Here is a 23,599-nt window from a genome sequence, read left to right on the forward strand (position 1 = left end):
CGGTCGCCGGGGCGTCCGCCGTCGCGCTCGCGCTCGTCGCCGCCGGCGGCGACGGCGGGCACGGCGCGGCCGCGGCGCGCTTCCCGCACGACGCGGACACCCTGCTGGCCGCCGGCGCCGGGAACCTGGAGAGCTCGGCGTCGTTCCGGCTCACCATGCGGGTCGCCATGCCCGGCGTCGGCGGGCGCGCCGCCCATCGGATGGACATGACCGGCGTGTGGGACGCGCGGCGGCCCGCGGGCCGCATGGACGGCGTCCTGGAGAACGCCCGCGCCACCGTGCTGTCGATCGAGGGCACCGAGTACGTCTCGCTGCCCGCGTCGCTGCGGCGCCGGACGGGCCGCGCCTGGCTGCGCGCCGCCCGCGGCACCCGCACCTTCGCGGTGTTCCCCGACGTGCACCGCGTCGCGACGATCCTGCGCACCGCGCGGCGCGCCACCGCGTCCGGCGCGCCGGGCGGCGCCTGGCACGTGCGCGGCGAGATCGACCGCGCGGCGGCGCTCGCGGCGATCCCCGACCCGGCGCTGAAGGAGTTCGTGCGGCTGCTGCCGTCCCGCACCGGCCTCGACCTGTGGACCGACGACGCCGGGCGGCCCGCGCGCATCCGGCTCACCATGCCCGCCGAGCGGCGGCCCGGCACCGGATCCGTCACGCCGTCCGAGGGCGCGGCGCCCAAGGGAGAGTCCGGGGTCGAGGCCGAGCGACGGGCCGACGACGAATCGTCCGAGGCCGCGACGATCGAGGGCACGGTCGAGCTGTCGGCCTTCGGCGCCCGACCGCGGGTGGCCGAGCCGACCGCCGACCAGATCCTCACCTCCCCTCCCAAGGGGACCACGTGACGGCGCGGCCCGGACCGCGGACCGCGCCGTCCGCACCGTGCTCGGCGGCCCGCCCGGGCGCACCGGGCGGACCGCCAGGCCACCGTCCCCCCGGCCGCGTCAGCTCCCACTACGGACGGCCGGCGCGGGTGGCCTTCGCCCCTCTGTCGCCCCACCGACCCGGAAAGGTTGCCGAACACCGATGATCCGCCTCTGTCCGCCCACCCCCCACCACCGAGGAGGACACCGATGAAGAAGGCCGCGCGCCGCGGCATCGCCTCCGGAGCCGCAGCGCTGATGCTGTCCGCCGGGGCGGTCGCCATGGCGGCCCCCCAGGCGGCCGCCGCCGAGGCCTGCACGGTGAGCTACAAGGTCAACACGTGGAGCGGCGGCTTCACCGCGACCCTGTCGGTCACCAACCTGGGCGACGCGCTGAAGAACTGGACGCTGGAATGGGACTTCCCCGGCGACCAGAAGGTCACCGGCAGCTGGAACACCCATGTCGCCCAGACCGGGCGGCACGTCGCGCTGAGGAACGTCGCCCACAACGCCTCGCTCGCCAAGGGCGCCACGGTCACGCCCGGCGTCCAGGGGACGCACTCGGGCGCCGTCACGATGCCCACCGCGTTCAAGCTGAACGGCAGGACCTGCGCCGTCGTCCCGTCGTCCGCCGCCCCGGCGGTCCGGTCGGCCGACGCGCGGGCGGCCGCCGAGCGGGCCGCCGACCGCGTCGACAACCCGTACCAGGGCGCCAAGGTCTACGTGAACCCCGACTGGGCGGCGAAGGCCAGCGCCGAGCCCGGCGGCGACCGCGTCGCCGACCAGCCCACGGGCGTGTGGATGGACCGCCGGGCGGCGATCACCGGCACCAACGGCGCCCGCGGCCTGCGCGAGCACCTGGACACCGCGCTGCAGCAGGGCGCGAACCTCGTCCAGGTCGTCATCTACAACCTGCCCGGCCGCGACTGCGCCGCGCTGGCGTCCAACGGCGAGCTCGGGCCGGACGACCTGGACGTCTACCAGACGGAGTTCATCGACCCCATCGCGGAGATCTTCCAGGATCCCAAGTACGCCGATCTGCGGATCGTGACGGTCGTCGAGATCGACTCCCTGCCGAACCTGATCACCAACGTTTCTCCGCGTCCGACCGCCACTGAGAATTGCAACCGGATGAAGGAGAACGGGAACTACCAGAAGGGCATCGCTTACGCCCTCCGCACGTTCGGCGCGATTCCCAACGTCTACAACTACATCGACATCGGCCACCACGGCTGGCTCGGCTGGGACGACAACTTCCAGCCGACCGTCGACCTGCTCGCCCAGGTCGCGCGCGACTCCGGCTCGATGGCGAACGTGCACGGGTTCATCACCAACACCGCCAACTACGGCGCGCTGACCGAGCCGTACTTCAGCATCAACGACACCGTCAACGGCAGGTCGGTGCGCGAGTCCACGTGGGTGGACTGGAACCGCTACGTCGACGAGCTGTCGTACGCGCAGGCCATGCGGCGGGCGCTCGCCCAGGCCGGGTTCGGCGACGGCACCGGCATGCTGATCGACACCTCCCGCAACGGCTGGGGCGGCTCCGACCGTCCGACCGGGCCGGGCCCGCAGACCGACGTCGACGCCTACGTCGACGGCGGACGCCTGGACCGCCGCATCCACCCGGGCAACTGGTGCAACCAGGCGGGCGCCGGCCTCGGCGAGCGTCCCACGGCCGCCCCGGCGTCGGGCATCGACGCCTACGTGTGGATGAAGCCGCCGGGCGAGTCCGACGGCTCCAGCACGGAGATCCCCAACGACGAGGGCAAGGGGTTCGACCGGATGTGCGACCCCACGTACGAGGGGAACGAGCGCAACAACTTCAACAGGTCCGGTGCGCTGCCCGACGCGCCGCTGTCGGGGCACTGGTTCTCCGCCCAGTTCCAGGAGCTGATGCGCAACGCGTACCCGCCGCTCTCCTGATGCGGTGAGTTGATCGGAAGGGCCCGGCGCACCCCCCGCGTCGGGCCCTTCCACGCGTGTCCGCCCGCACCGCGCAGGCGGTCGGACACGTCCACCGCGGGAGGAGTGTCCCGTATCGGCCCGGCGCGAGGGAAGAGATCGTTGATCCGGGCTTTCCGGCGATTGATACGTTCGTCGTATGACCGACCGGGGCACCGAAATGCCGCTCGCCGGGCGTCAGAACGCGCCGAGCGCACAGCAGCTGCACCTCTTCCTCACCCTGGCCGAAGAGCTGCACTTCCGCCGCTCCGCGCAGCGGGTCTTCATGTCGCAGGGCGCGTTCTCCCAGCAGATCAGCGCGTTGGAGCGCCGCCTGGGCGTCGAGCTGGTGGAGCGGACGACCCGGCGCGTGTCCCTCACCCGCGCGGGCGCGGAACTGGTCCCGTACGCCCGCGCGGTGCTGGACGCCGTCGACGCGCTGCAGCGGGCCGCCGAGCGCCACCGGCGCGGCGCCTGCGGCCGCGTCGTCCTCGGCTCGTTCGAGGCCGTCACCGCGGTGCCGCCCATCCCGGCGGTGCTGAACCGGCTGCGGGAGCGGCTGCCCGGCCTGGACCTGCGCGTGCTGCGCATGGGGTTCGCCGAGTCGCCGCAGGCGATCCTGGACGGGAAGGTCGACGCGGCGTTCGTCTTCCTGCCGATGCCCGCCGGCATCCAGACGCTGCCGCTGGCCACCGGGCCGCGCTGCGTGGTGATGTGCGCCGACGACCCGCTGGCCGGCAAGGACGCGGTGTCGCTGGCGGACCTGGCCGACCGGCCCAGCATCGGCTTCTCCCCCAGCGTGCCCAAGGCCTACCGGGACTTCTGGTCGGTCGATCCGCGCCCCGACGGCAGCCCCGTGCGCTACACCTCGCACCACGTCACCGACTACGAGTCCGCCCTGTCGTTGATCGCGCTCGGCGAGGGGATCCAGTTCCCCCCGGCGCTGGCCCGGGAGCTCTACCCGCGGCCCGGCGTGGCGTACGTCGACGTGACCGACCTTCCGCCGTGGACGAGCGCGCTCGCCTGGCTGCCGGAGAACCGCGACCGGCCCGCCGTCGCCGCCCTGCGCCAGGCCGCCCACGCCGTGCTCGGCGAGGCCGGCGGCGGCCCGATCCAGCTGTGACGCGCCGGGCGGCGCGGCGCGGGCTCGTCGCGGCACGCGGTCGGACGGTCTGAACCCCGGCCCTCGTCGAGGACGGCGCCGGCGGCCCGTCTGCCACCCTTTTGGTGGCCTCCTCACCTGACGTTGGGTTTCGTCACCGCTGGTCACGGTAGGTAGCCATCGCGATCCAGAACGTGTCTGGCGCGAGGAGGAGAAATGACGTACGCCACCATCCAGCCCGAGCAGGCCGGCATCCAGCAGGCCATGGCGCCGCAGCAGCAGCCGTGGCAGGCCGGCCAGCAGTCGTCCTGGCAGATCGCCCAGCAGTACCCGCTGCTCCACCAGCTGGTCGCCAACGCCGTCCAGCAGGCCATGTCCCAGCAGGGCCAGCACCGGTGGAGCATGATGGCCCAGCAGCACCCGGAGATGCACCAGATGGCCGACCCGTGGGCGCAGCTGGTCCAGCATCTGGTGTCCAACGCCGTGTGGCAGGCCGCCCAGCAGGGCCGGCACATGGCCATGCAGCCCTGGCAGGCGGGCCAGGCCTGGCAGTCGCAGCAGCCGTGGCAGGCCTGGCAGCAGGCGTGGCAGCAGCCGTGGCAGGCGGGCCAGCAGTGGTCCTGGCAGATCGCCCAGCAGTACCCGCTGCTCCACCAGCTGGTCGCCAACGCCGTCCAGCAGGCCATCTCCCAGCAGGGCCACCAGCCGTTCGGCGGCGCCTGGTCGTCCCTTTCCGGTCAGCAGAGCCAGGTCGGTCAGCAGCAGCCGATGATGGGCGCCTACTGAGAAGGGCAGCCGATGTCCGCTAGCAATGGGGGCGCGCCGGGCTTCGGTCCCATGCCGGCCCTGGCCCCGCACGTGCCCGGACCCGCCGGCGGGATCGCGCTGGGGGCGCTCCGGATGGAGTGCGCGACGGCGCTGCAGCACCTGTACGGATGGCTGCAGGCCGCGATCCCGCAGCAGCCGCAGCTCGCGACCGTGATCCCGTCGCTGGTCCAGGCGGTGCAGCTGTACCGGGCCGGTCAGGACGACGCGTGCGCCGCACAGCTGCAAGCGGTGATCGTCCAGTTGCATCAGACACGCGCCGCGCGGCCGTCGCTGCCGCCGCTGTAGGCGCTCGGGAAGGGGCCCGGGCCGGGTGCAGCCCGCCCGGGCCGCTCGACGACCGGCATGCGATCGCAGCGTCGCCGGGTCACTGACACATCCGCACCGATCGGGGAGAGGCAGTCGACATGCCCAACGGGACAAGGCAGCCCAGGAACGGGACCACGGCTCGGTCGCGCGCCCGCAGCACCAAGCCCGCATCCGCTCGCGCCCCCGCCCGGGCTGTCGAGCAGCGGCCCAGGCGGTACATGGTGGCCGCGCCGCCCGCGCCGCAGCCGGACGGCGCGGGGATGGCCGCGCCGCCGCTCGACACGCCGCCCCTGGAGAAGCTGCTCGACGACGATCCTCAGGTGCGCGTGCTGCGCCGGATCCCGGGCGCCGACGCCGACCGCGGCGCCGCGACGCCGCGGCCCCCGTTCCCCGACATCGTGGTCGCGGAGATGACGCTGGACCACGCCCGCGAGCTGCACCGGCGGCATCCGCAGCTGCACATCGAACGCGACCGGCTGCTCTCCTGCGCCGACGCCTCCCCCGTCCCGCGCGAGCCCGCCCAGGCCGCTCCGGCGGGCGAGGGCGTCACCCTGTCGTTCCTGGTCCAGGACAGCGACGGCGGTCCGGTGGAGGACGCCGTCGTGATCGTGACCGGGTCCCGCTGGCCGGGGCACGGCGTCACCGACGCGAGCGGGCGGACGACCGTCGCGCTGCCCGGCGAGGCCCCGGAGACGATCCGCTCCGTGGTCGTCCGGCCGGCGCGCGGCTTCTGGACGCGCCGACTCGACCGGCCCGCGCTCGCCCCCGACCGCGACAACCTGATCACGCTGGACCGGCTGGCGGACTCCTTCGAGGGCTTCCCGGCCCAGCAGATGTTCGGCTGGGGGCAGCAGGCCATGCAGCTGCACCGGCTGCCGCCGACGTTCCGCGGCGCCGGGGTCAAGGTCGCGATCATCGACTCGGGGGCCGCCGCCGCCCATCCCGACCTGCGCGGCGAGATCGCCGCGGGGCTCGACCTGGTCGACCGCGGGCAGCGCGGCTGGGCCGTCGACACGGTGTTCCACGGCTCGCCGTGCGCGGGGATCGTCACCGCCGCCGACACCGGCCACGGCGTGATCGGCTGCGCGGTGGAGGCCGAGGTGCACGCGTGCAAGGTCTTCCCCACCGGGCGGTTCAGCGACCTCATCGAGGCCCTCGACTACTGCATCGACCACGAGATCGACGTGGTGCACCTGGGCGCGGGCTGCTCCCGGCCGTCCCGGCTCGTCGCCGCCAAGATCGACCAGGCGCGGCACGCGGGCGTGGCGTGCGTGATCGGCGCGGGCGACGACGGCGGGGCGGTGACGTTCCCCGGCACCCTGCCCACCGTCCTCACGGTGGCCGCCATCGGCAAGACCGGCACGTTCCCCCCGAGCAGCGCGCACGCCGCGGAGGTGGCCGGGCCGCGCACCGTCGAGGGCTACTTCTCCCCGCGGTTCACCTGCCGCGGACCCGAGGTGGACCTGTGCGCCCCGGGGGTGGCCGTCCTGTCGGTGGCGCCGCCGGACGGATACGCCGTCCGGGACGGCTCGTCGCTCGCCGCGGCGCACGTCACCGGCCTGGCGGCGCTGGCGCTGGCGCACCACGGCGACTTCCGCAACGGCTTCGGGCGGCGCGACGCCGCCCGGGTGGACCACCTGTTCCGGCTCATCAAGAGCAGCTGCATGCCCCTCGACCTGGGCGATCCGCACCGCACCGGGGCGGGGCTGCCCGACGCCATGCGCCTGCTGGGCCCGGCGCTGGCGGGCATCCCGGGACTGCCCAGCGAGGTGCTCAACCTGCTCGACCAGCTGACCGCCGAGATGATCCAGGCGGGCCTGCTGCAGCCGCCGCCGATGCCCGCGCCCGAAGGCCAGGCCCGGACGCGGCCGGCCGCCGCGGCCGCCCGGGCCGAGCAGGGCGAGTCGGGCCACACCGCCCTGGCCTGGCTGGCCGAGGAGATGCGCATGGCCGGGCTGCTCGTCGAGGACCCGCCGGACCTGCTCGACTGACGTCGCGCGCACGGGTGCGCCCCTTCGCCGCCGGCGAGGGGGCGCACCGCCTTCGCTAGGACGGGAAGAGCCACTCCAATGCGGTCAAGCTTTTGGCGAGGTACCGGTCCTTGCCGGTCTCGATGCCGTACGCCATGTCCTCCAGGACGCCGCACCGGGCGTAGAACCGCGCCCTCCGTTCGATCTCACCGCCGCCGTAACGGCGCAGCGCCGCGTCGAGCGCCTCGGGCCCGAGATCGCGGTACAGCCTGCCGAAGTCCGCGGCCGGATCGACGATCGCCGCGTCGCTCCAGTCGATGACGCCGGTCACCCGAGCCCCGTCCACGAGCACATGCTCGATGCCCAGGTCGTTGTGGGAGAAGACCAGCTCGCGCGCGGCCTCGGGCGGCGGCGCCTCGAGGAACCTCTCCACCGCCGGGCGGTACGTGTCCGGGACGTGGGCGGCGAGCGCCTCGTACGTCCGCGCGGCCTCGTCGCGCCAGGCCCGCATCGGCTCGTCGTCCACCTCGGCGACCCCGGCGACCCGGTCGGCCGGCAGGGCGTGCAGCGCGCGCAGGAACGCGCCGAGCTCCTCGGCGACCGCGCGGGGCTCCCGCACCGACGCGTCGATCAGCGGCACGCCCGGCAGTTTGGCGTAGGCCAGGCACCCCGCCTCTTCGGCGACGAACACCGGCTCGGGCACGGGCAGCGGGGAGACGCCGGCCACGACGCCGAGCAGCTCCGCCTCCCGCCGCACCCGCGCGGCCCGGCCCGCCGCGTCGCCGCCCTTGGCGAACCGCACGATCAGTTCGCCGTTGACCACGTAGGCGGCGTTGTCCTCCCCCTCGCCGAGCACCGCGACCGACTCGACGCGATACCCGGGCAGGCGCTCCCCCACGACCGCGCGCACGTCCGGCGTCCCGGCTCTCACGGGCGCCTCTCCGACTCGCAGGCCGATCCGCCGAGGCAGGCGGGAAAGCCCAGCTCGCGCTGGGCGGCCGGATCCAGCTCGGAATCGGCGCACACAGTCCTGCGGACGTCCAGCCTGGTCACGGACGAAGGCTATCCGGCGGCCGCGACGCGGTGCCGAGCCGTCCGCGGCATGCGCGGCGGGTGGGCGCCCGCCGTTTCGTCCGTCGGTGCGCCTGCCCGCGCGTCGTGGCCATGCCGCGAAGCGGCCGCGTCCTCCCGCCTCCGGTCGCGGGAGGACGCGGCCATCCCTGGAGGGGGTCAGATCTTGCCGACGCCGGCGCCCGCCGTCACGGTCGCCTTGACGCTGGACGCGGGCTCGGCGCTGTAGGAGTACGGGATCGCCGCCACCGAGCCGGGGTTGCGGGTGACGATCGACCCAGAGTTGACCAGGAGGTTGTTCGCCTCGCGGATGTTGCCCTCGTCGGAGTCGCCCTCCTGGATGGAGGTGGGGCGGCGCACGTTCTCGAAGTAGTTGCCCTCGACGAACACGCCCGCGTCCATGGTCGACGCGACGCCGTAGCTGCCGATGTCGCTGTAGTAGTTGTTCAGCACGTGCACCGGATTGGCGAAGCGCACGCGCGGGTGGCGCTGGTTGGTGCCCTGGAACCAGTTGTGCACGTAGGTCACCCGCAGGTGGCCCCGGTCCTGCGAGGCGTTGCCGTCGGAGTGGCCGACCAGCGACGTCTTGTCGTGGTCGTGGAACCGGTTCCACGACACGGTGATGAAGTCCGAGCCGCGCTTGATGTCGAGCAGGCCGTCGTCGGCGCCGGACAGGTCGTTGTGGTCGATCCAGATGTTGGTGGAGCCGTCCTGCACGTTGATGGCGTCGTCGTCGGCCCCGGTGAAGGTCAGGTTGCGGATGATGACGTTGCGGACGCCGTCGAGGTCCAGGCCGCCGCCGGTGATGCGGCCGTTGGCGCCCACACCGATGATCGTCTTGTCGGACGCGACGTCCTCCATGCCGGACAGCGCGATCGTGCCGTCCACGCGGATGACGTACCGGCCGGACGCCTGCGCGTACCGCAGGAACTGCGAGGCGTTGGTGACGGTCACGGTGGTGCCGCCCGCGCCGCCGGTGGTGCCGCCGTTCTGGGCGGCGTAGCCGACGGGGCTGTTCTCGGCGGCGGCGACGGGACGCGCGTCGGTCCGCGTCTCGGCGGCGCCCTGGGCGCCGGCGGCCACGGTGACGCCCGCGGCGGCGACGGCTGCGGCGGCGAGACCGATCACGGTCTTCTTCATGGGGTTCCTCCTCGTGGTGGATCGCTCAGCGGACATAGACCAGCGGCTGAGCGGGGGCGGACATGCGGTCGCCGATGAAGGAGCTCGGGTGGGGCGGCTGGTTGTAGCCGGTGTTCTGCCAGGCGAGCGCGACGCGGTACTGGGTGTCGTGCTGCAGGGTGTAGATCTTGCGGTCGGTCATGTCGCGGGTCGTGTAGATGCGCAGCCGGGTGTTGTCGGTGGTGCGCCAGTCGACCTCCTCGCGCCAGTCGCCGAACAGGTCGCCGGACAGCGACGGGGTGGCCTTGGTGCCGTTGTTGGACGCCACGCCCGACCCCGTCAGCAGGCGGGTGTCGGCGTCGGGGCCGTACTTGTCGATGCGGGTGCCGTCCAGCAGCTCGCGCACCGGGTCGGCGTCCCACCACACCAGGAAGTTGATCGACGAGGGCTTGCGGCCGGCGTTGTTGCCGGTGACGCCGCGCAAGGCGCCGTCGGACGCCGACCAGAACTCCGCGCCGGCCCGGCCGCTCCAGATGTCGCCGGCGACGCCGCGGCCGTTGTCGCAGCACGCGGGCGTCGACCACAGCACCTGCCCGGTGCGGGCGTCGGCGTACCAGGACGACGGCTTGGCGGAGTCCTCGTCGACCTTGAAGTACTCCAGGCCGGGGCGGGACGGGTCGAAGTCGCCGAGGTGGGCGGCGTCGCCGTGGCCGAGCCGGGTGGTCCACAGCCCGTCGCCGTCGTCGTCGACGGCCATCGCCCCGTAGACGATCTCGTCGCGGCCGTCGCCGTCCACGTCTCCGACGGTGAGGGCGTGGTTGCCCTGCCCGTCGTAGCCCTTGCCCGCGTTGGCGGGGCTGTCGGTGTCGAACGTCCAGCGGAGGGTGAAGCGCCCGTCGCGCCAGTCCCAGGCCGCGATGACCGTGCGGGTGTAGTAGCCGCGCGCCATGATGAGGCTGGGCCGGGCGCCGTCGAGGTAGGCGGTCCCGGCCAGGAACCGGTCGACGCGGTTGCCGTACGAGTCGCCCCAGGACGCGACGTCGCCCCGAGGCGGGACGTAGTCGACGGTCTGCAGGGCCGCGCCGGTCCGCCCGTCGAACATGGTGAGGTACTCCGGGCCGGACAGGATGTAGCCGCTGGAGTTGCGGTGGTCGGCGCCGGCGTCGCCGATGACCCGCCCGGTGCCGTCGACGGTGCCGTCGGCGGTCTTCATCGCCACCTCGGCCCTGCCGTCGCCGTCGTAGTCGTACACCTGGAACTGCGTGTAGTGGGCGCCCGCGCGGCTGTTGCGCCCGAGGTCGATGCGCCACAGGCGGGTGCCGTCGAGACGGTAGGCGTCGATGTAGACCGGGTCGGTGAAGCCGGACTGGGAGTTGTCCTTGGCGTTGGCCGGTCCCATTTGAGGACGATCTCCTGCCGCCCGTCGCCGTCCAGGTCGCCGACGCCGGCGTCGTTGGCGCTGTACGCGGACGACGGCGGCTGGATCGGCACGTCGAGGTAGCCGTCGCCGAACCGCAGCGACGGCTCCGACGGCGCCCCCTCGACCCCGTTCACCGGGCCGCACGGTGTAGGTCGCGTCGGCGGGGGCGCCCGCGTCGTAGTAGTTGGTGGAGTCGGTCACCGTCGCGATCCGCGTGGAGCCGCGGTAGAGAGCGAACGCGGTGTCCACAGGGTCGGTGCCGAGCAGTCTCCAGCCGACGTAGTTGCCGTTTCCGGAGCGAACGCTGATCAGGCCGCGGTCGAGGTCCTCGACCTGCCGCGCCACGGCGGCGCGCCGCTCGATGCGGATCGCGTGGTCGCCGTCGTCCGGCACCCCGACGACGGCGGTGGCGGTGACCGCGACGGCGGCGGCGATCGGCGGCAACGGGCGTCGGACGCGACGGCGGGGCCGCCGTCCGCGCAGTGGACGCATCACGGCTTCTCCCTTGCGGTGCCTCGGGCGGCGCTCTGCACCACCCTCGGGAAAGGGCTTTCCAGACACTAAGCCGCCGCGTCCCCGCACCGGACCGCCGTTTTCACGGTCCTTTCACGCCACCCCCGCCGACCTGCACAAACGCCCGAAAACTTTTCGTGAAGCGCTTCGACAGACACGCTGCCCGCACGTCAGGGTCTCTCCCACCCCGACAGGCCACCTCTGCCGTCTCTCAGGCGCAGTCAGGTGGGCTGGGTCGCGGACGCGATCGCGGACAGGCCGACCGCCCTAGCGTGCAGGCCCACAGGATCGTTCCAACGCCGCAGCCCCATGGCGCAGGTAGGGCGCAGGTATATCGGCAGACGTCCCCCACCTGAGGCACGACGCGCCGTTGTCTTCCGTCAACCCCAAGCCAAGCTTCCATTCCAGGGGCTGGTGCCGCAATCAGCGAGGCCGCACTCGTCAGTTGGATAGTCGACGGGCGCCCAGCTAGTCGTGCAGTTCAGCGTGGCGGAACTGACAGACAGGTCTGATTGCACGTAGCAGTTCTAGGCGGCTGCAGTCATCCAGAACGACATCAGCCGACGCAGGCGAAGACAGGTCAGAGCCAGCTTGCAGGTACATCAAAAAGATTCTTGATACTTGGCAGCCAAGAAGTCTTGGAATTCCGCGTGACGAAACTGATAAACAGGACCAACCGCGCGCAGCAGTCCCAAACGGTGGACATCCTCCAGGAACGGCATTAGCCGACGCGGCAGCAGCCTTCGCCTAGAAAGGCGCCAGGTCGCGATCACATACGCGAGCCAGGCATGGTGCCTACCACCCCAGAGCCCCATTGTGGCCCCAGCGACAACGCCAAGTACAGCACCCGCCGTGATCCCGGTTATGAGTCCGCGCGCAACTCCCTCACTCACTCCGACCACAATTCCGATGGCCAGCCCTCCAGCCAGCCACACCATTAGCCAGGCCACCACAAATCGCACGATGTTCAATGTACGGTCCGCCTTCAGACTGGAAGAAGGCGTGCTCTGCCTCAGCAGACCAGCCCCTTCGAAACTGTCAATCAAAACCTTGACAGCACCGGCCCCCATTCCAGAGGTAAGTCCTATTACCAGCCCCAATACCAGACCAGCCGCAAGGCCGAGAGCAGGGGCATCTACCGCAACCCCTGCCACCACCCCAACCACCAATCCAAGGACACTAGCCACTCCAATCCAGAGAACAAGTTGGCCTGCAAGCGCACGAATTAGGAAGCCCAATCGATCGCGAAGCTCACAGACCGCGTAACCAGGCTTGTCCTCCTTCCAATGCACAGCCTGAAACCAGGCTATAAGCCCGACAAGAGATCCAGAAAACCCGCCCAAAAGTCCGGGGATCACCCCTTCACCGAATCCCACCACAAGCCCTAGCGCCAGTCCGACTATGAGAATACTGGCAAGCGCGAATGGAGTGCCGACCGCACCAGCGGCAACAGTGTGCCGAGCCAGCTCCCACCAGGCGAAGTCCCGAGTCCGAGGCGAACCATCGGAATTTCGAGGATGGGTGAGGTGCCAAGCGAGATAGCCCAGCCAGCGCCGAATGTCGTCCGGCCTATACTTGCGGCGCGGCTGGAACACATCGGGCAGCTCGTGGCACCTGCGCTCACGAACAGCAATGAGGGCGGGTATGAGTCGATCGAAGAGATGAGCCCGCAAGGCAGCAGCATCGGGGAAACGTTCCGGATCGGTCAAAGGCGAGGGATCAGCCCCGGACTCAAGGTAATCAATGCGCAGCAGCCACAACCCCAATGCGGTCTCGGCAATCTCGGCGAGCGGTGTTGATGTTCGGTCGGTTGCACTGCTAGGCGCGGATGCGCCCGCGTTACGCAAGCTTTCTAGAACCTCTTTCCATTCTGGCCTCGGATCGACAGGCAGGGAAAGCTCCAAGTAGTGGGCGGCCTCTGCAGGCGTCAGAGGCTGAGCCTCGAGAACCGCTGCCGAGGCCAGCACCTCACCTGCTTCCGAAACGGCATTTGCATAGTCGTCGACACGGCTCGTCAGTATGAGCTGGTCGTCACCGCTCAATGATCTGTTCAACGAACTGATGACGGCTGCTCGCGCCCCGGGTGGGAGTTCGTCCAAGCCGTCCAAGATCGGCAGCACCCGTTTCTGAGCCACGAGCTCCCGCACAACCTCGGCGTCCCACTCCACGGTAGATAGTTGGGGGTAATCATCAATAATGCGGTCGGCAAGCCAGTCATGAAAACCATGTCGCGCGACGTCCCATCCACTCGCCGGCAACAACACCGGGACCGGATCTCGAGGCTCACGTTTCTTGAGCAGGTGCAACAGGAGCTGAACAGCTAGAGTCGTCTTGCCGGTGCCAGGCCCTCCTGTGATTACTAGGCGTCGCCGACGTAGTGCGCGGAATCGGTCGGCGAGCGCATCGACGTCGGCGCTACACGCACTCCATCGCATCTTCGCCCTCACCGCCTCTGGAGGACGCGATTCGATGTTGGCGGGATGATCCATCAGGCGTTGTTCGCTGAGCCGCCATCGCACCGGAATGGGATCGCGGTCGTATAGCGATCGCGCCACCGCCTCGGCGTCCCACTGCCGAATCAATATTTGGGCCAGAGCTTCCGCAGCCTCGTCGATGTCAGCAGGAGTCGGATGACCTTTGGTACGGCGGCTCGGAGGCGTAAGCCTGAGCCGGTCCGGTACCAAGAGGCCCATAACGGTGACCACCAGCGCGGTCAGCTGCGCCAGGTTCGCTCCGACTGATAGTCCGTTCTTGCCTCCCAGCGGCAAGAACGGCACGACCATTGCCGCGAGCACTACAGTGACCGCCAGCCGCCGCCTCCAGCTCCAGCGAGCTCGCCCACCACGCAGCATGACTCCTATCATGGTCACCTCGCCCATGGCGCACACGATTCAACACGAACTGCTGTCTTAGACCGGAGATGGCTTAGATCAGAGCCAGCAGTGATGGCCTCCCCGTTCACAGTCGGCAGAGGCCCTTGTTCGGCGGCTCCCCCGTGCCATGGGAAGGGCGGATTCCGCCGCGTCCGTCACATGGTGGCCGTGGGCTTATCTAAGCCCGTGCCGCCGAACGTGGCGCAGAACGCGGCCCGCCGTAGGCGGCGAACCGAGCGGACACGTGGCCGCTGCGCACGGGCCGGACGCACCGGTCCCGCGGCTTCCCGCCGGCCCGCGGTGGCACCCATCCGGCGATGACGCGCCCGGATGCCGGCGGTCCGCAGCCGCGCCGCTCTTCGCAGCAGAGTTGGGCCATGCGCCCCCAGACTGCTCCCCGGCGTGCCCGTCGGACATCGTCCGCCGCCATCGTCTTTTCTCTAGTGCATTCGGACGAGGCGCGCGCACGTTCTGGTGCCTGTGCACTACAGGACGACGCGAAGGCTGCGCATCGGCCCTCCAGAGATCACTAACGAGAAGCTGGGCTCTGCGAGCCGCCCCCGAGGTCGGGCGGAGGGCGGAGGGGCGCGGGGGCAAGGGCCGGGGCGGTCCTCGCCCCCGCGCCGGTCACAGCGGGCGGGGACGGGTGGTGAGGCCGCCGCAGCCGATCTGCTGGCCATAGCGGGGGCGTCCCCGGAGGTGGCGAAGGCCTCCAGGCGGAGGTAGCGGGCGGTAGTCGGCTGGAAGACGGCGTGTTTGAGGGTGTGGTCGGCGGGCCAGTCGCCCTGGGCGACGGCCCGGAAAGTCCTGCCGTCAGTGCTTGCGGCGACCCGGTAGGACGTGATGTTGCCGTCGGTGTGGAAGTCCTCCAGCACGAAATCCTTTCGGGTGTCCTGCCGCGGCAGGTAGGTGAGGACGTCGACGCCCGCGTACACGCGCCCGAGGTCGAGCGTGACGGCCTGCGGGGCGGTCCTGCTGGGCGGGGCGTCGGACGTCCACAAGGTCTGGTCGGCCTGGCCGTTCCAGCCGAAGTCGCTGTGGCCGTCCACGGCGAGGGCGGCGTCGCCGCTGGTCGCCGTGGCGCCCGCGGGGGTGAGCGGGTGCAGGACGACGTCGGGCTGCGGCGGGAGCGGCGGGCGGGTGCGGTCGGGCCTCCAGCGACGCCCCACCTCGCGGAGGGTCTGCGCGACGGTGTCGTCCAGCAGGCCCCGGGGGTTTGGCGGGCAGTTGAGGATGAAGGTGCAGTAGCGGGGCTCCAGCACCTTCAGGTGGCCGTCAACGATCTCCTCGGCGGTCAGCAGGGTGGTGGGCGTGGACGGGTGCCAGAAACAGCCCGCTAGGGAGATGGTCTGCCCTTGGGAGGCGGCGTAGGTGTTGCCGGGCGGGCAGAACACCCCGCCCTTGGTCTCCTCCACGAACAGCAGCTCCGCGTGCCAGGGCACGCTCAGCCCGTTCAGGTCGAGGACGAGGCCGTCCGGCTGCAGCGACGCCACGTGCTCGCGGATCTCGTGGAAGGGCAGCGACTGGTGCCCGAACGCCCAGTGCCAGGCCCACCCGTCGAAGATCAGCAGCGGGATGGGCCCGTACCCGGTGAGCAGCTCGGTGAGCTGGTTTTTGACGAACGCGATCGCCTCGCGGGTGATGGGCGGGCGGTCGTCGAACCCCGCCGGGCCGACGCCGTTGGTCCGGTCCCAGATCGAGAAGTACAGGCAGGGGGCCAGGCCGCGGGAACGGAAGGCGTGCACGTACTCGCGCACGATGTCGCGTCCCCGGACGGGGCTGGACGCCACCGAGTACGAGGTGTGCTTGGACGGCCAGAGGCAGAACCCGTCGTGGTGCTTGGCCGTCAGCACGCCGAATTTCATGCCCGCCGCCTTGGCGGCGTCCGCCCACTGGCCGCAGTCCAGGTCGACCGGGGCGAACGTCTGCGGGTCCTGGTCGGGCTCCACCCATTCGGCGTCGTGGTAGGTGCCCATGTTGAAGTGCAGGAACATGCCGAAGCGCCAGTCGACGAAGCGCTTCTGCAGGGCGTAGCGGTTGCCTCGGGAGGCGGCCGCCTGGGCGGGAGGGGCGCCGAGGAGCGCGGCCGCGCCGGCGGCGGCCGCCGCGCCCAGGAAGGCGCGGCGGTTCGGCGAGAGGGTCAAGAGGTCCCCCCGGGTGAGGGGACGTCGGAGACGGGGACGCCGCCGCGGTGCACGGCGACGGCGTGCAGGCCGACCGGGCCGACCGTGGCGTCGCCTTCGGCGATCACGGCGAGGGCGAGCGTGTTCGTGCCGCGCTGCCGCAGGATCCCGGCGGGGAGGGTGAAGTCGCGCTGCGGTCCCCCGGCGACGTACTCGCCGAGGCCCCAGCCGTTCACGTAGATCAGCACCCGGTGGGGCGCGCCGCTGCCGCCGCCGAAGCGCAGCGTCAGCGGCACGTCGTGGCCCTTGGGCAGGTCGAGCCGGAACTCGGTGCGGTACCAGGTGACGCCCGGGCCGACCCGACGCGCGGCCGGGGACGCCGGCGTCCACGACCGGTCGGGGAACCCGGGCAGATGCCAGCCGGTGCGCTCGCCGTACAGGCCGCCGTTGTTGAGCGGGCCGCGCACGCGGTCGGTCCGCGCGGCGCCCTGAATCTTCCACGTGATGGGGCCGGGGTCGCCGGCGACGGTCGCGCCGACCAGTCCGCGCGGCTGCTTGTGCCGCACGTCGTCGGCCGTCCAGTCGTCGTTGTGGCCCATGTTCTCCACCAGCACGGCCAGCACGGCCGTCTCGCCCTTCTTCAGCAGGCCGGGCGGGACGGCGAAGGTCCCCGGGCCGGGGTCGGGGTTGACCGGCTCGTCGGCGTCCTTCTGCTCGCCGCCCGCCGCCGAGCCCAGGTACCGGCCGTTGAGCCACACCTGGTAGATGCCGCCCTTGCCGGTGATGGCGTTGAGCCGCACCTCGGTCTCCTCGCCGGTGGCGGTGAACCGGCCCCGGTACCAGACGTGGCCGTGGTGGTAGCCGTAGTCGTCGGCGTACAGGACGGGCAGGGTCTTGGGCTTGATGGGGCTGACGGTGGTGGTGCGGTCGGCCACCGTCCAGTCCCGGTCGTCGAAGCCGGGGTCCGCCTCGGGCGCCTCGGCCGCGGCGCGCCAGCCGGTGAGCGCCGGCAGCCGCACGCCGCCGGGGCCGGGCACGCGGCCGACGAGCGTCCCCGCGGAGGTGCGGCGGGACGGGACGGGCGCGCCGTTCACGGTCATGCGCGAGGTGTCGGCGAAGACTTCGATGTCGGCGGGCTCGTCGGTGTCGGCGCGCAGGTGGACGGTGCGGCCGGCGACGCGGGCGGAACGCACCAGGGAGCCGCCGCGGACCAGGACGCCGCCGGACTTCCAGAACGTCGCGGCCTCGGCGTCGGTGCCGAGCAGGAGCAGCAGCGGCCGCCGCCCGCCGCCCGTGATCAGCACGCGGGCCAGGCCGCGGTGCGTGTAGTCGAGCCGCAGGTTCCCCTTGCCGTCGTAGGCCGCCCGGACCTTCCCGTCGAGGACTTTGACGGTCGGCTCGGACGCGTAGCGCAGCACCGTCATGCCGGGCACGCCCTCGGTGCCGTAGAACACGGCGACGTCGCGTCCGCCCGCGGCGGTGTGGGTGAGCAGTTCGGAGCTGGAGACCGCGAGGCGCTGGCCGCCCATGTCGTACCCGGCCACCAGCACCTTGGCGTCGCGTCCCTTCACCCGCACGGGCACGCGGTAGGCGCCGTCGGGCGCGTTCCAGGTGAGGGTGGCGGACGCGTCGGCGTCGGTCGTGCGGTCGGGGTGCCGGACGAGCACGAACTGGGTGCGCGTGTCGGGGTTGGCGCGGGCCTCGGTGTGCACGGCGGCGGCGTCGGACGCGGGCGCCGGCGCCGGGTCGGTCTTGGTCAGCGGCGCCACCGTGGTGGTGAACAGGCCCTGCCGTTTGAACTCGTCGTACTTGGCGGTGAGCTGCCGGTTCTCGGTGATGGCGGCGCCGTAGTCGTAGGAGGTGTAGACGTCGTTGGGCTGCCCGAGGCGGCCCCAGTTGGTGCCGCCGAACGACATGTAGTAGCCGAACATGGTCGCGCCCGACGCGATCAGGTTCGACTTGTAGTACACCTTCATGAACGCCGGGCCGGTGAGGTCGCGGCAGCGCTCGTATCCGGCCTTGCCGAGGTCGATCGCGCCCGCCTGGTACTCGGCGGCGTACACGGGGGCGTCGTCGCTGAGCCGCTCGGTGACGCCCTCGCCCCAGGTGCCCCACACGTCCGGCTCGCGGCATTCGAACGCCTGCGGGTAGTCGTCCACGCCGGGGATCTGCACCGCGCCCTGCCCGGACGCCCAGGTCGGCGTCCAGGACGCGTCGCAGCACTGGTTGTGGGTGATCGGCACGTCGATGCCCGCGGCGCGCGCCTGCTTCTGGATGTCCTCCATGTACGCGGCGTCGGTGTTGGCCGCGTACTCGTTCTCGGCGTTGTAGGCGATGACCGAGCCGCCGCGGGTCACCTGGTGCCGGGCGATGATCGGGTTGATGTGCGCCAGCCACTCGCGGTAGGCGCGGGTGTAGCCGGGGTCGCTGGAGCGGGCGCGTCCCGGCACGTTCTTCAGCCACGCGGGGAACCCGCCGCCGGTGGTCTCGGCGTTGATGTACGGGCCGGGACGCGCCACGACGTACAGGCCGAGCTCCTCGGTGAGCCGCAGCAGCCGGTCGACGTCGCGGACCCCGGTGAAGTCGTACACGCCGGGGGCGGGCGAGTGGTAGCCCCAGTGGAAGTACAGGGACACGCCGTTGAACCCGGCGGCCTTGATCTTCTCCAGCACGTCCCGCCACAGGTCGGGGCTCGGCAGGCGGAAGTAGTGGAACTCGCCGCTCCACAGCAGCACGCGCTTGCCGTCCACCATCAGCGAGTAGCGGTCGTAGGTGACGCGATGGGCCGCCTTCCCGGCGGCGGTCTGTGCGGCGGCGGGGGCGCCGGTGGGCGCCCAGAGCGCGGCGGCCGCGGCGAACGCGGCGAGCAGGACGGTCGGCCTTCTTCGGAGACTTCCTGGCATGGCGGCGTCCTTCCAGGAGGGGGTGGGCCAAAGGAGGGCGGTCGGCGCCCCGCGGGGCGCCGACCGGAAGGCGACTACTTGGTGAAGGAGAAGGAGCTCAGCCGCACGTCGCCGTCGAACACCAGGTAGACGTCCTGGCGGCCGGCGGCGCGGGAGACCGGCGCGGTCAGGTCGCGGTAGGCGTACTTGTCGCCGGTGGACGGGACGGTGACCGTCGCGACCGTGCGGCCGTTCGGGCCGCCGAGCCGCACCTGGATCGTCGCGTCGCCCGCGTCGGCGCGCGACGCGCGCACCCGGATCCCCGTCACGCCGCGGCCGAGGTCGGCGTCGGCGAACGCGATCCAGGTCCCGGCCTTCGCGCCGACCGCGTCGCCGCGCACCTTGGACTCGTCGACCAGCTCGGCGCCCTGGTGGTCGTCGAAGTCGGCGGCGCGGGTCGGCTTGGACAGGTCGCGGGCGGGGACGGTCTCGCCGCGCACCTTGAGGGCGGCGCGCTGCCGGATGTCGGCCGACGACGCCCCGATCAGCACGTCGTGGACGGCGTTCTCGACCGTCCACTTGTCGCGGGTCACGTCCCAGTGGGCCAGGTCGGCGGCGCGCAGGGTGAAGGTCACGGTCTTGGTCTGGCCGGGGGCCAGCCGCACCTTCTGGAAGGCGCGCAGCTGCTTGAGCGGCTGCTTCACCCGCGAGGTCCGCTGGCTGGTGTAGAGCTGGACGACCTCGTCGGCGGCGACCCGGCCGGTGTTGGTGACCGGGACGCTGACGCGCACGGCGCCGTCCGCCGCCACCGACCGGGTGCTCAGCTTCGGGGTGCCGTAGCGGAACGAGGTGTACGTCAGCCCGTGCCCGAACGGGTACAGCGGCTTGCCCTTGAAGTACAGGTACGTGCGGTCGCTCTTGATGATGTCGTAGTCGAGGATGTCGGGCAGGTCGTCGTCGGACCGGTACCAGGTCTGCGGCAGCCGCCCGGACGGGGAGGCGTCGCCGAACAGCACCGCGGCCAGGGCGTTGCCGGTCTCGGCGCCCGCGTGGCTGGTCCACAGCAGGGCCGGGACGTTGTCCTGCTCCCAGGTCAGCGTGGTGGGGTAGCTGTTCTCCACGACCACGACCGTGTTCGGGTTGGCCTTGCGCACCGCCTTGATCAGCTCGGACTGGGCGCCGGCCAGCGCCATGGTGGTCCGGTCGTGGGCCTCGCGGCCGTTGATGAACGGCATGCTGCCGACGACCACGACGGCGGCGTCGGCGCCGGAGGCGGCCCGCACCGCCTCGTCCACGCCGCTGCGCAGCACCTCGCGGGTGAACCTGGCGGCCTCGGCCTTGGTGCCGAGGACCAGCCGTCCGTCTTCGGCGGCCTTGAGGTAGACCTTGTCGGGCTCCGCCCAGCTCTCGTCCTTCTCGTAGCCGGCGTAGCGGACCAGGTAGGCGCCGTCGTCCTGCTTCTCCAGGTCGAACATCTGCTGGACGAACCAGCCGTTCGGCTGCGCCTGGTCGTTCTTGAAGTAGTCGGTCCAGGCGTTGCCGTTGGCCGGGTCGCTCCACCGGCCGACGACCTTGCCGTTGGCGACGTTGCGCAGGGTGAGCTTGCCCTGGCCCCAGTCGAACACGTCGAACTGGGCGGCGGCGTCGGCGCCGGTCGCGGCCAGCTTCAGGAAGTCGCCGTCGGCGCCGGCGCCCCCGGTGACGTAGCGGCCGGTGGCGGCGTCCTTGAGCGCGATGCGGTCGACGGCCTCGGTGCCCGCGACGGTGCCCTTGGCGCCGAGCCGCTTGCGGATGCCGTCCAGCGGGGTCACCCGGTACGGCAGGGCGCCGGAGTACCAGTCGGTGTAGAGGGTGTCGCTGAGCGGGCCGACGACGGCGATCTTCTTGGTCCGGTCGGCGTTCAGGGGCAGCGTCCCGCCCTGGTTCTTCAGCAGCACCGTCTGCTCGACGGCCGCCTGCCGGGCCAGGGCGCGGTGCGCGGGGCTGTCGACGACGTCCTTGCCGATCCGGGCGTAGGGGCCGCCGTCGGGGTCGAACTCGCCGAGCCGCACCCGCAGCTGCAGGATGTGCCGGACGGCCCGGTCCACGTCGGACTCGGCCAGCAGCCCCTTGGACAGCGCTTCTTTGACCGCGTTGACGGTGATGGCGGAGTTGGTGTCGTCGGTGGTGAAGCTGTCCACGCCGGCCTTGAGGACGGCGGCGTCCGCCTCGGCCAGCGTGCCGTAGTACTGCTGGGAGCCGACCAGGTTGTTGGGGGCGTGCGCGTCGGTGACGTTGAACAGCGTCTTGCCCGCCCACGTGCGCACCAGGTCGTTGACGTCGGAGTGCACGGTAGCGGGGCGCCCGTTGATGAGGTTGTAGGCCGTCATGACGCCGGTCGCCGCGTCCGCCTGCAGCGGCAGCTTGAACGGGACCTCGTCGTACTCCTTCTTCACCCGCGGGCGCAGGCTGGAACTGGTCTGGTCGCGCCTGATCTCGTTGTTGTTGGCCATGTAGTGCTTGAGCACCGGCGCGGCCCTCAGGTACCGGGGGTGGTCGCCCTGGATGCCCTTGCCGTAGGCGGTGGCCAGGGTCGCGGTGAGCAGGGCGTCCTCGGAGTAGCCCTCCTCGTTGCGGCCCCAGCGCGGGTCGCGCAGCAGGTTCACCACCGGCGCCCACAGCTGCAGGCCCCAGACGTCGGAGTTCTCCTTGTTGTAGGCGCGGGCCTCGTCGCCGACCGCGGACCCGATCTTCTTCAGCAGGTCCGGGTTCCAGGTGGCGCCGAGGCCCACCGACTGCGGGAACACGGTCGCGGTGGCGGTGCGGACCGCGCCGCCCGCGTTGACGTCGGTGGACCAGGCCAGGCCGTGCAGGGCCTCGGTCCCGGTCTTGAACCGCTTGATGCCCAGCCGCGGGATCGCCGGCTGGTACTGGTGCAGCAGCGCGACCTTCTCGTCGAGGGTCAGCCGCTTGAGCAGGTCCTCGACCCGCGCGTCCACCGGGAGGCGGGGGTCGCGGAACGGCGGGGTCTCGCGGGCGGCCGCGGGCGCGGCGGTCAGGCCCACCGCGGCGGCGGTGGCGGCGGCCACGGCCGCGGCGACCGCGGGGTTCAGCGGCCGCGGGCGGCCCCTGCCGCGGCGCGGGGACGGTCCCCCGCGCTTCTCGGGTGCGGCGGCGGGGGAATGCGTGCGTCTGGACGTCTTCGGACGGGTGAATGGACGGGTGAATGGACGGGTGATCGGCACCACGCCTCCTCGACTCGTGCGGCGATCAGAAAACGACTGGCCCCATCCCCCGAGAAATGCGGTCGTGTCCGTGCGCTCCGCGGCCGTTCCGGCGGCGCCGCCCGCGCCGGCGGAACGGAAACCGTAATCGAAGCGCTTCGATTACCGGGTGCGCTCGAGCTGTCCGGAGTTCCTCCTTTCGTCTCGGGTCAGGAGAGGGCGGGCGCGGGCGCGCTGCTGGCGCGCACCGTCAGCCGGGGCGGCACCAGGGTGGCGGCGGGGACGGTCTCGCCGTCCAGCTTGGCCATCAGCAGCTCCACCGCCTGCCGTCCCACCTCCTCGGCCGGCACGGCGACGCCGGTCAGCTGCGGCTCGGCGTGCTCGGCGAGCTCGTCGGGGCAGATCGCCACCACCGACAGGTCCTCGGGGACGCGGCGCCCGGCGGCGCGCAGCGCCCGCACCAGGGGGTCGATGATCGGCTCGTTGTGCACCACCACCGCGGTCGGCCCGGAGCCGTCGGCCAGCAGCCGGGCGGCCAGCGCGCGGGCCGCGTCGGCGGTGGCCTCGCAGGGGTGCAGCGCCCCGGTCAGGCCGTGCTCGGCCACCGCCGCGTGGAAGCCCTCGGCGACGCGCTCGGCGTAGCCGCTGCGCCGCCGGTACACCTCCGGCGGTGAGCCGATCAGCGCCACCGACCGGTGCCCCAGCTCGGCCAGATGCCGCACGCACGCCTCGGCGGCGGCGCGGAAGTCCAGGTCGATGCAGGTGAGGTCGGACGCGTCGGCGGGGAACCCGATGAGCACGCTGGGCCGGTCCAGGGTGCGCAGCAGCGGGACGCGCGGGTCGTCCATCTGGACGTCCATCACGATCAGCGCGTCCACCATCGCGCTGTCGGCCACCCGCCGCAGGCCCTCCACGCCCTCCTCCTGGGTGAGCAGCAGCACGTCGTGGTCGTGCCGCCGCGCGGTGGTGACGGCGGCGACGGCGAACTGCATGACGACGGGCACGTGGATGCCGCTGCGCAGCGGGATCATCAGCGCCAGCACGTTGGACCGGCTGCTGGCCAGCGCGCGGGCGCCCGCGTGCGGCCGGTAGCCGAGCTGGCGGATGCTGGCCAGCACCCGCTCGCGGGTCTCCGCCGAGATCGAGCGCTTTCCGCTCAGCACGTAGGAGACCGTGCTCGGGGAGACCCCGGCATGGCGCGCCACGTCAGTGATCTTGACCACGTGCCGTCCTCGTCCACGGGTGTCAAGCGATTCGATTCTGGAGAGGATAGCGGCCGCCTTCGCGGCGACCGGCGGGCGTTCGGCGGCCGTCCCGCGCCCGCCGCGGCGGGGCGCGCCCCGGCGGCATGCGTACCCGCCGGGACCGCCCCGCGCACGCCGACCGGC

At 72.0% G+C, this 23,599-nt stretch carries 15 protein-coding genes; 6 read left to right on the plus strand and 9 right to left on the minus strand.

Annotated elements, in window-relative coordinates:
* The 6 genes from AR3_RS31260 to AR3_RS24415 form a co-directional block, all read left to right on the plus strand.
* On the plus strand, nt 1-839 hold an 839-nt coding region (locus AR3_RS31260), incomplete at its 5' end, for a LolA-like protein (protein ID WP_169803882.1).
* Nucleotides 840-1,067: 228 nt separating this feature from the next.
* On the plus strand, nt 1,068-2,783 hold the full coding sequence (locus tag AR3_RS24395) for a glycoside hydrolase family 6 protein (RefSeq protein WP_067917219.1): 1,716 nt from the start codon (nt 1,068-1,070) through the stop codon (nt 2,781-2,783).
* 178 nt (nt 2,784-2,961) lie between these two features.
* Entirely contained in the window at nt 2,962-3,924 is a 963-nt protein-coding gene (locus tag AR3_RS24400; protein ID WP_067917221.1) for a LysR family transcriptional regulator, read from the plus strand.
* Nucleotides 3,925-4,119: 195 nt separating this feature from the next.
* Nucleotides 4,120-4,689 (plus strand): hypothetical protein, encoded by a 570-nt coding sequence (locus AR3_RS24405; protein WP_067917223.1) that lies wholly within the window; start codon nt 4,120-4,122, stop codon nt 4,687-4,689.
* Between the two features lie 12 nt (nt 4,690-4,701).
* Nucleotides 4,702-5,016: a hypothetical protein gene (locus AR3_RS24410; RefSeq protein WP_146150213.1), complete on the plus strand. Its 315-nt coding sequence runs from the start codon at nt 4,702-4,704 to the stop codon at nt 5,014-5,016.
* Nucleotides 5,017-5,255: 239 nt separating this feature from the next.
* Nucleotides 5,256-7,028 carry a S8 family peptidase gene (locus AR3_RS24415; RefSeq protein WP_067917227.1) on the plus strand — a complete coding sequence of 591 codons (1,773 nt, stop codon included), beginning with the start codon at nt 5,256-5,258 and terminating at the stop codon, nt 7,026-7,028.
* 55 nt (nt 7,029-7,083) lie between these two features.
* Here the strand turns inward: AR3_RS24415 and AR3_RS24420 are convergent, their stop codons facing one another.
* The 9 genes from AR3_RS24420 to AR3_RS24450 form a co-directional block, all read right to left on the minus strand.
* The gene (locus tag AR3_RS24420) at nt 7,084-7,938 is read right to left on the minus strand and encodes a phosphotransferase family protein (protein WP_217998735.1); all 855 of its coding nucleotides are present in this window, start codon (nt 7,936-7,938) and stop codon (nt 7,084-7,086) included.
* Nucleotides 7,935-8,060 carry a hypothetical protein gene (locus tag AR3_RS32695; protein ID WP_281179291.1) on the minus strand — a complete coding sequence of 42 codons (126 nt, stop codon included), beginning with the start codon at nt 8,058-8,060 and terminating at the stop codon, nt 7,935-7,937. Before AR3_RS32695 ends, AR3_RS24420 begins: the two co-directional genes overlap by 4 nt.
* A 177-nt stretch (nt 8,061-8,237) precedes the next feature.
* Nucleotides 8,238-9,218: a pectate lyase family protein gene (locus AR3_RS24425; protein WP_083951899.1), complete on the minus strand. Its 981-nt coding sequence runs from the start codon at nt 9,216-9,218 to the stop codon at nt 8,238-8,240.
* 25 nt (nt 9,219-9,243) lie between these two features.
* Nucleotides 9,244-11,109, minus strand: a complete 1,866-nt coding sequence (locus AR3_RS24430; protein ID WP_227023047.1) for a rhamnogalacturonan lyase — start codon at nt 11,107-11,109, stop codon at nt 9,244-9,246.
* A gap of 623 nt (nt 11,110-11,732) precedes the next feature.
* Nucleotides 11,733-13,913: an NACHT domain-containing protein gene (locus tag AR3_RS29955; protein ID WP_169803883.1), complete on the minus strand. Its 2,181-nt coding sequence runs from the start codon at nt 13,911-13,913 to the stop codon at nt 11,733-11,735.
* A gap of 575 nt (nt 13,914-14,488) precedes the next feature.
* Nucleotides 14,489-16,147 carry an alpha-L-fucosidase gene (locus AR3_RS24435; protein ID WP_067917231.1) on the minus strand — a complete coding sequence of 553 codons (1,659 nt, stop codon included), beginning with the start codon at nt 16,145-16,147 and terminating at the stop codon, nt 14,489-14,491.
* Complete coding sequence (locus AR3_RS24440) at nt 16,144-19,029, minus strand: beta-galactosidase (RefSeq protein WP_067917233.1); 2,886 nt, start codon at nt 19,027-19,029, stop codon at nt 16,144-16,146. Before AR3_RS24440 ends, AR3_RS24435 begins: the two co-directional genes overlap by 4 nt.
* Nucleotides 19,030-19,103: 74 nt before the next feature.
* Nucleotides 19,104-22,076: a glycoside hydrolase family 3 protein gene (locus tag AR3_RS24445; RefSeq protein ID WP_227023048.1), complete on the minus strand. Its 2,973-nt coding sequence runs from the start codon at nt 22,074-22,076 to the stop codon at nt 19,104-19,106.
* A gap of 344 nt (nt 22,077-22,420) precedes the next feature.
* Nucleotides 22,421-23,434, minus strand: coding sequence for a LacI family DNA-binding transcriptional regulator (locus AR3_RS24450; protein WP_067917235.1), 1,014 nt, complete (start codon nt 23,432-23,434; stop codon nt 22,421-22,423).
* Nucleotides 23,435-23,599: the final 165 nt, after the last annotated feature.

The sequence above is a fragment of the Actinomadura rubrobrunea NBRC 15275 genome (assembly GCF_001552235.1).
GTDB classification, from domain to species: domain Bacteria; phylum Actinomycetota; class Actinomycetes; order Streptosporangiales; family Streptosporangiaceae; genus Spirillospora; species Spirillospora viridilutea.

Coding starts and splice junctions, on each gene's coding strand:
- AR3_RS24410 (WP_146150213.1), top strand. CDS start 4,702: ATGTCCGCTAGCAATGGGGGCGCGCCGGGCTTCGGTCCCATGCCGGCC.
- AR3_RS24430 (WP_227023047.1), bottom strand. CDS start 11,109: ATGCGTCCACTGCGCGGACGGCGGCCCCGCCGTCGCGTCCGACGCCCG.
- AR3_RS24405 (WP_067917223.1), top strand. CDS start 4,120: ATGACGTACGCCACCATCCAGCCCGAGCAGGCCGGCATCCAGCAGGCC.
- AR3_RS24415 (WP_067917227.1), top strand. CDS start 5,256: ATGGTGGCCGCGCCGCCCGCGCCGCAGCCGGACGGCGCGGGGATGGCC.
- AR3_RS24400 (WP_067917221.1), top strand. CDS start 2,962: ATGACCGACCGGGGCACCGAAATGCCGCTCGCCGGGCGTCAGAACGCG.
- AR3_RS24440 (WP_067917233.1), bottom strand. CDS start 19,029: ATGCCAGGAAGTCTCCGAAGAAGGCCGACCGTCCTGCTCGCCGCGTTC.
- AR3_RS29955 (WP_169803883.1), bottom strand. CDS start 13,913: ATGGTCGTGCCGTTCTTGCCGCTGGGAGGCAAGAACGGACTATCAGTC.
- AR3_RS24395 (WP_067917219.1), top strand. CDS start 1,068: ATGAAGAAGGCCGCGCGCCGCGGCATCGCCTCCGGAGCCGCAGCGCTG.
- AR3_RS24425 (WP_083951899.1), bottom strand. CDS start 9,218: ATGAAGAAGACCGTGATCGGTCTCGCCGCCGCAGCCGTCGCCGCCGCG.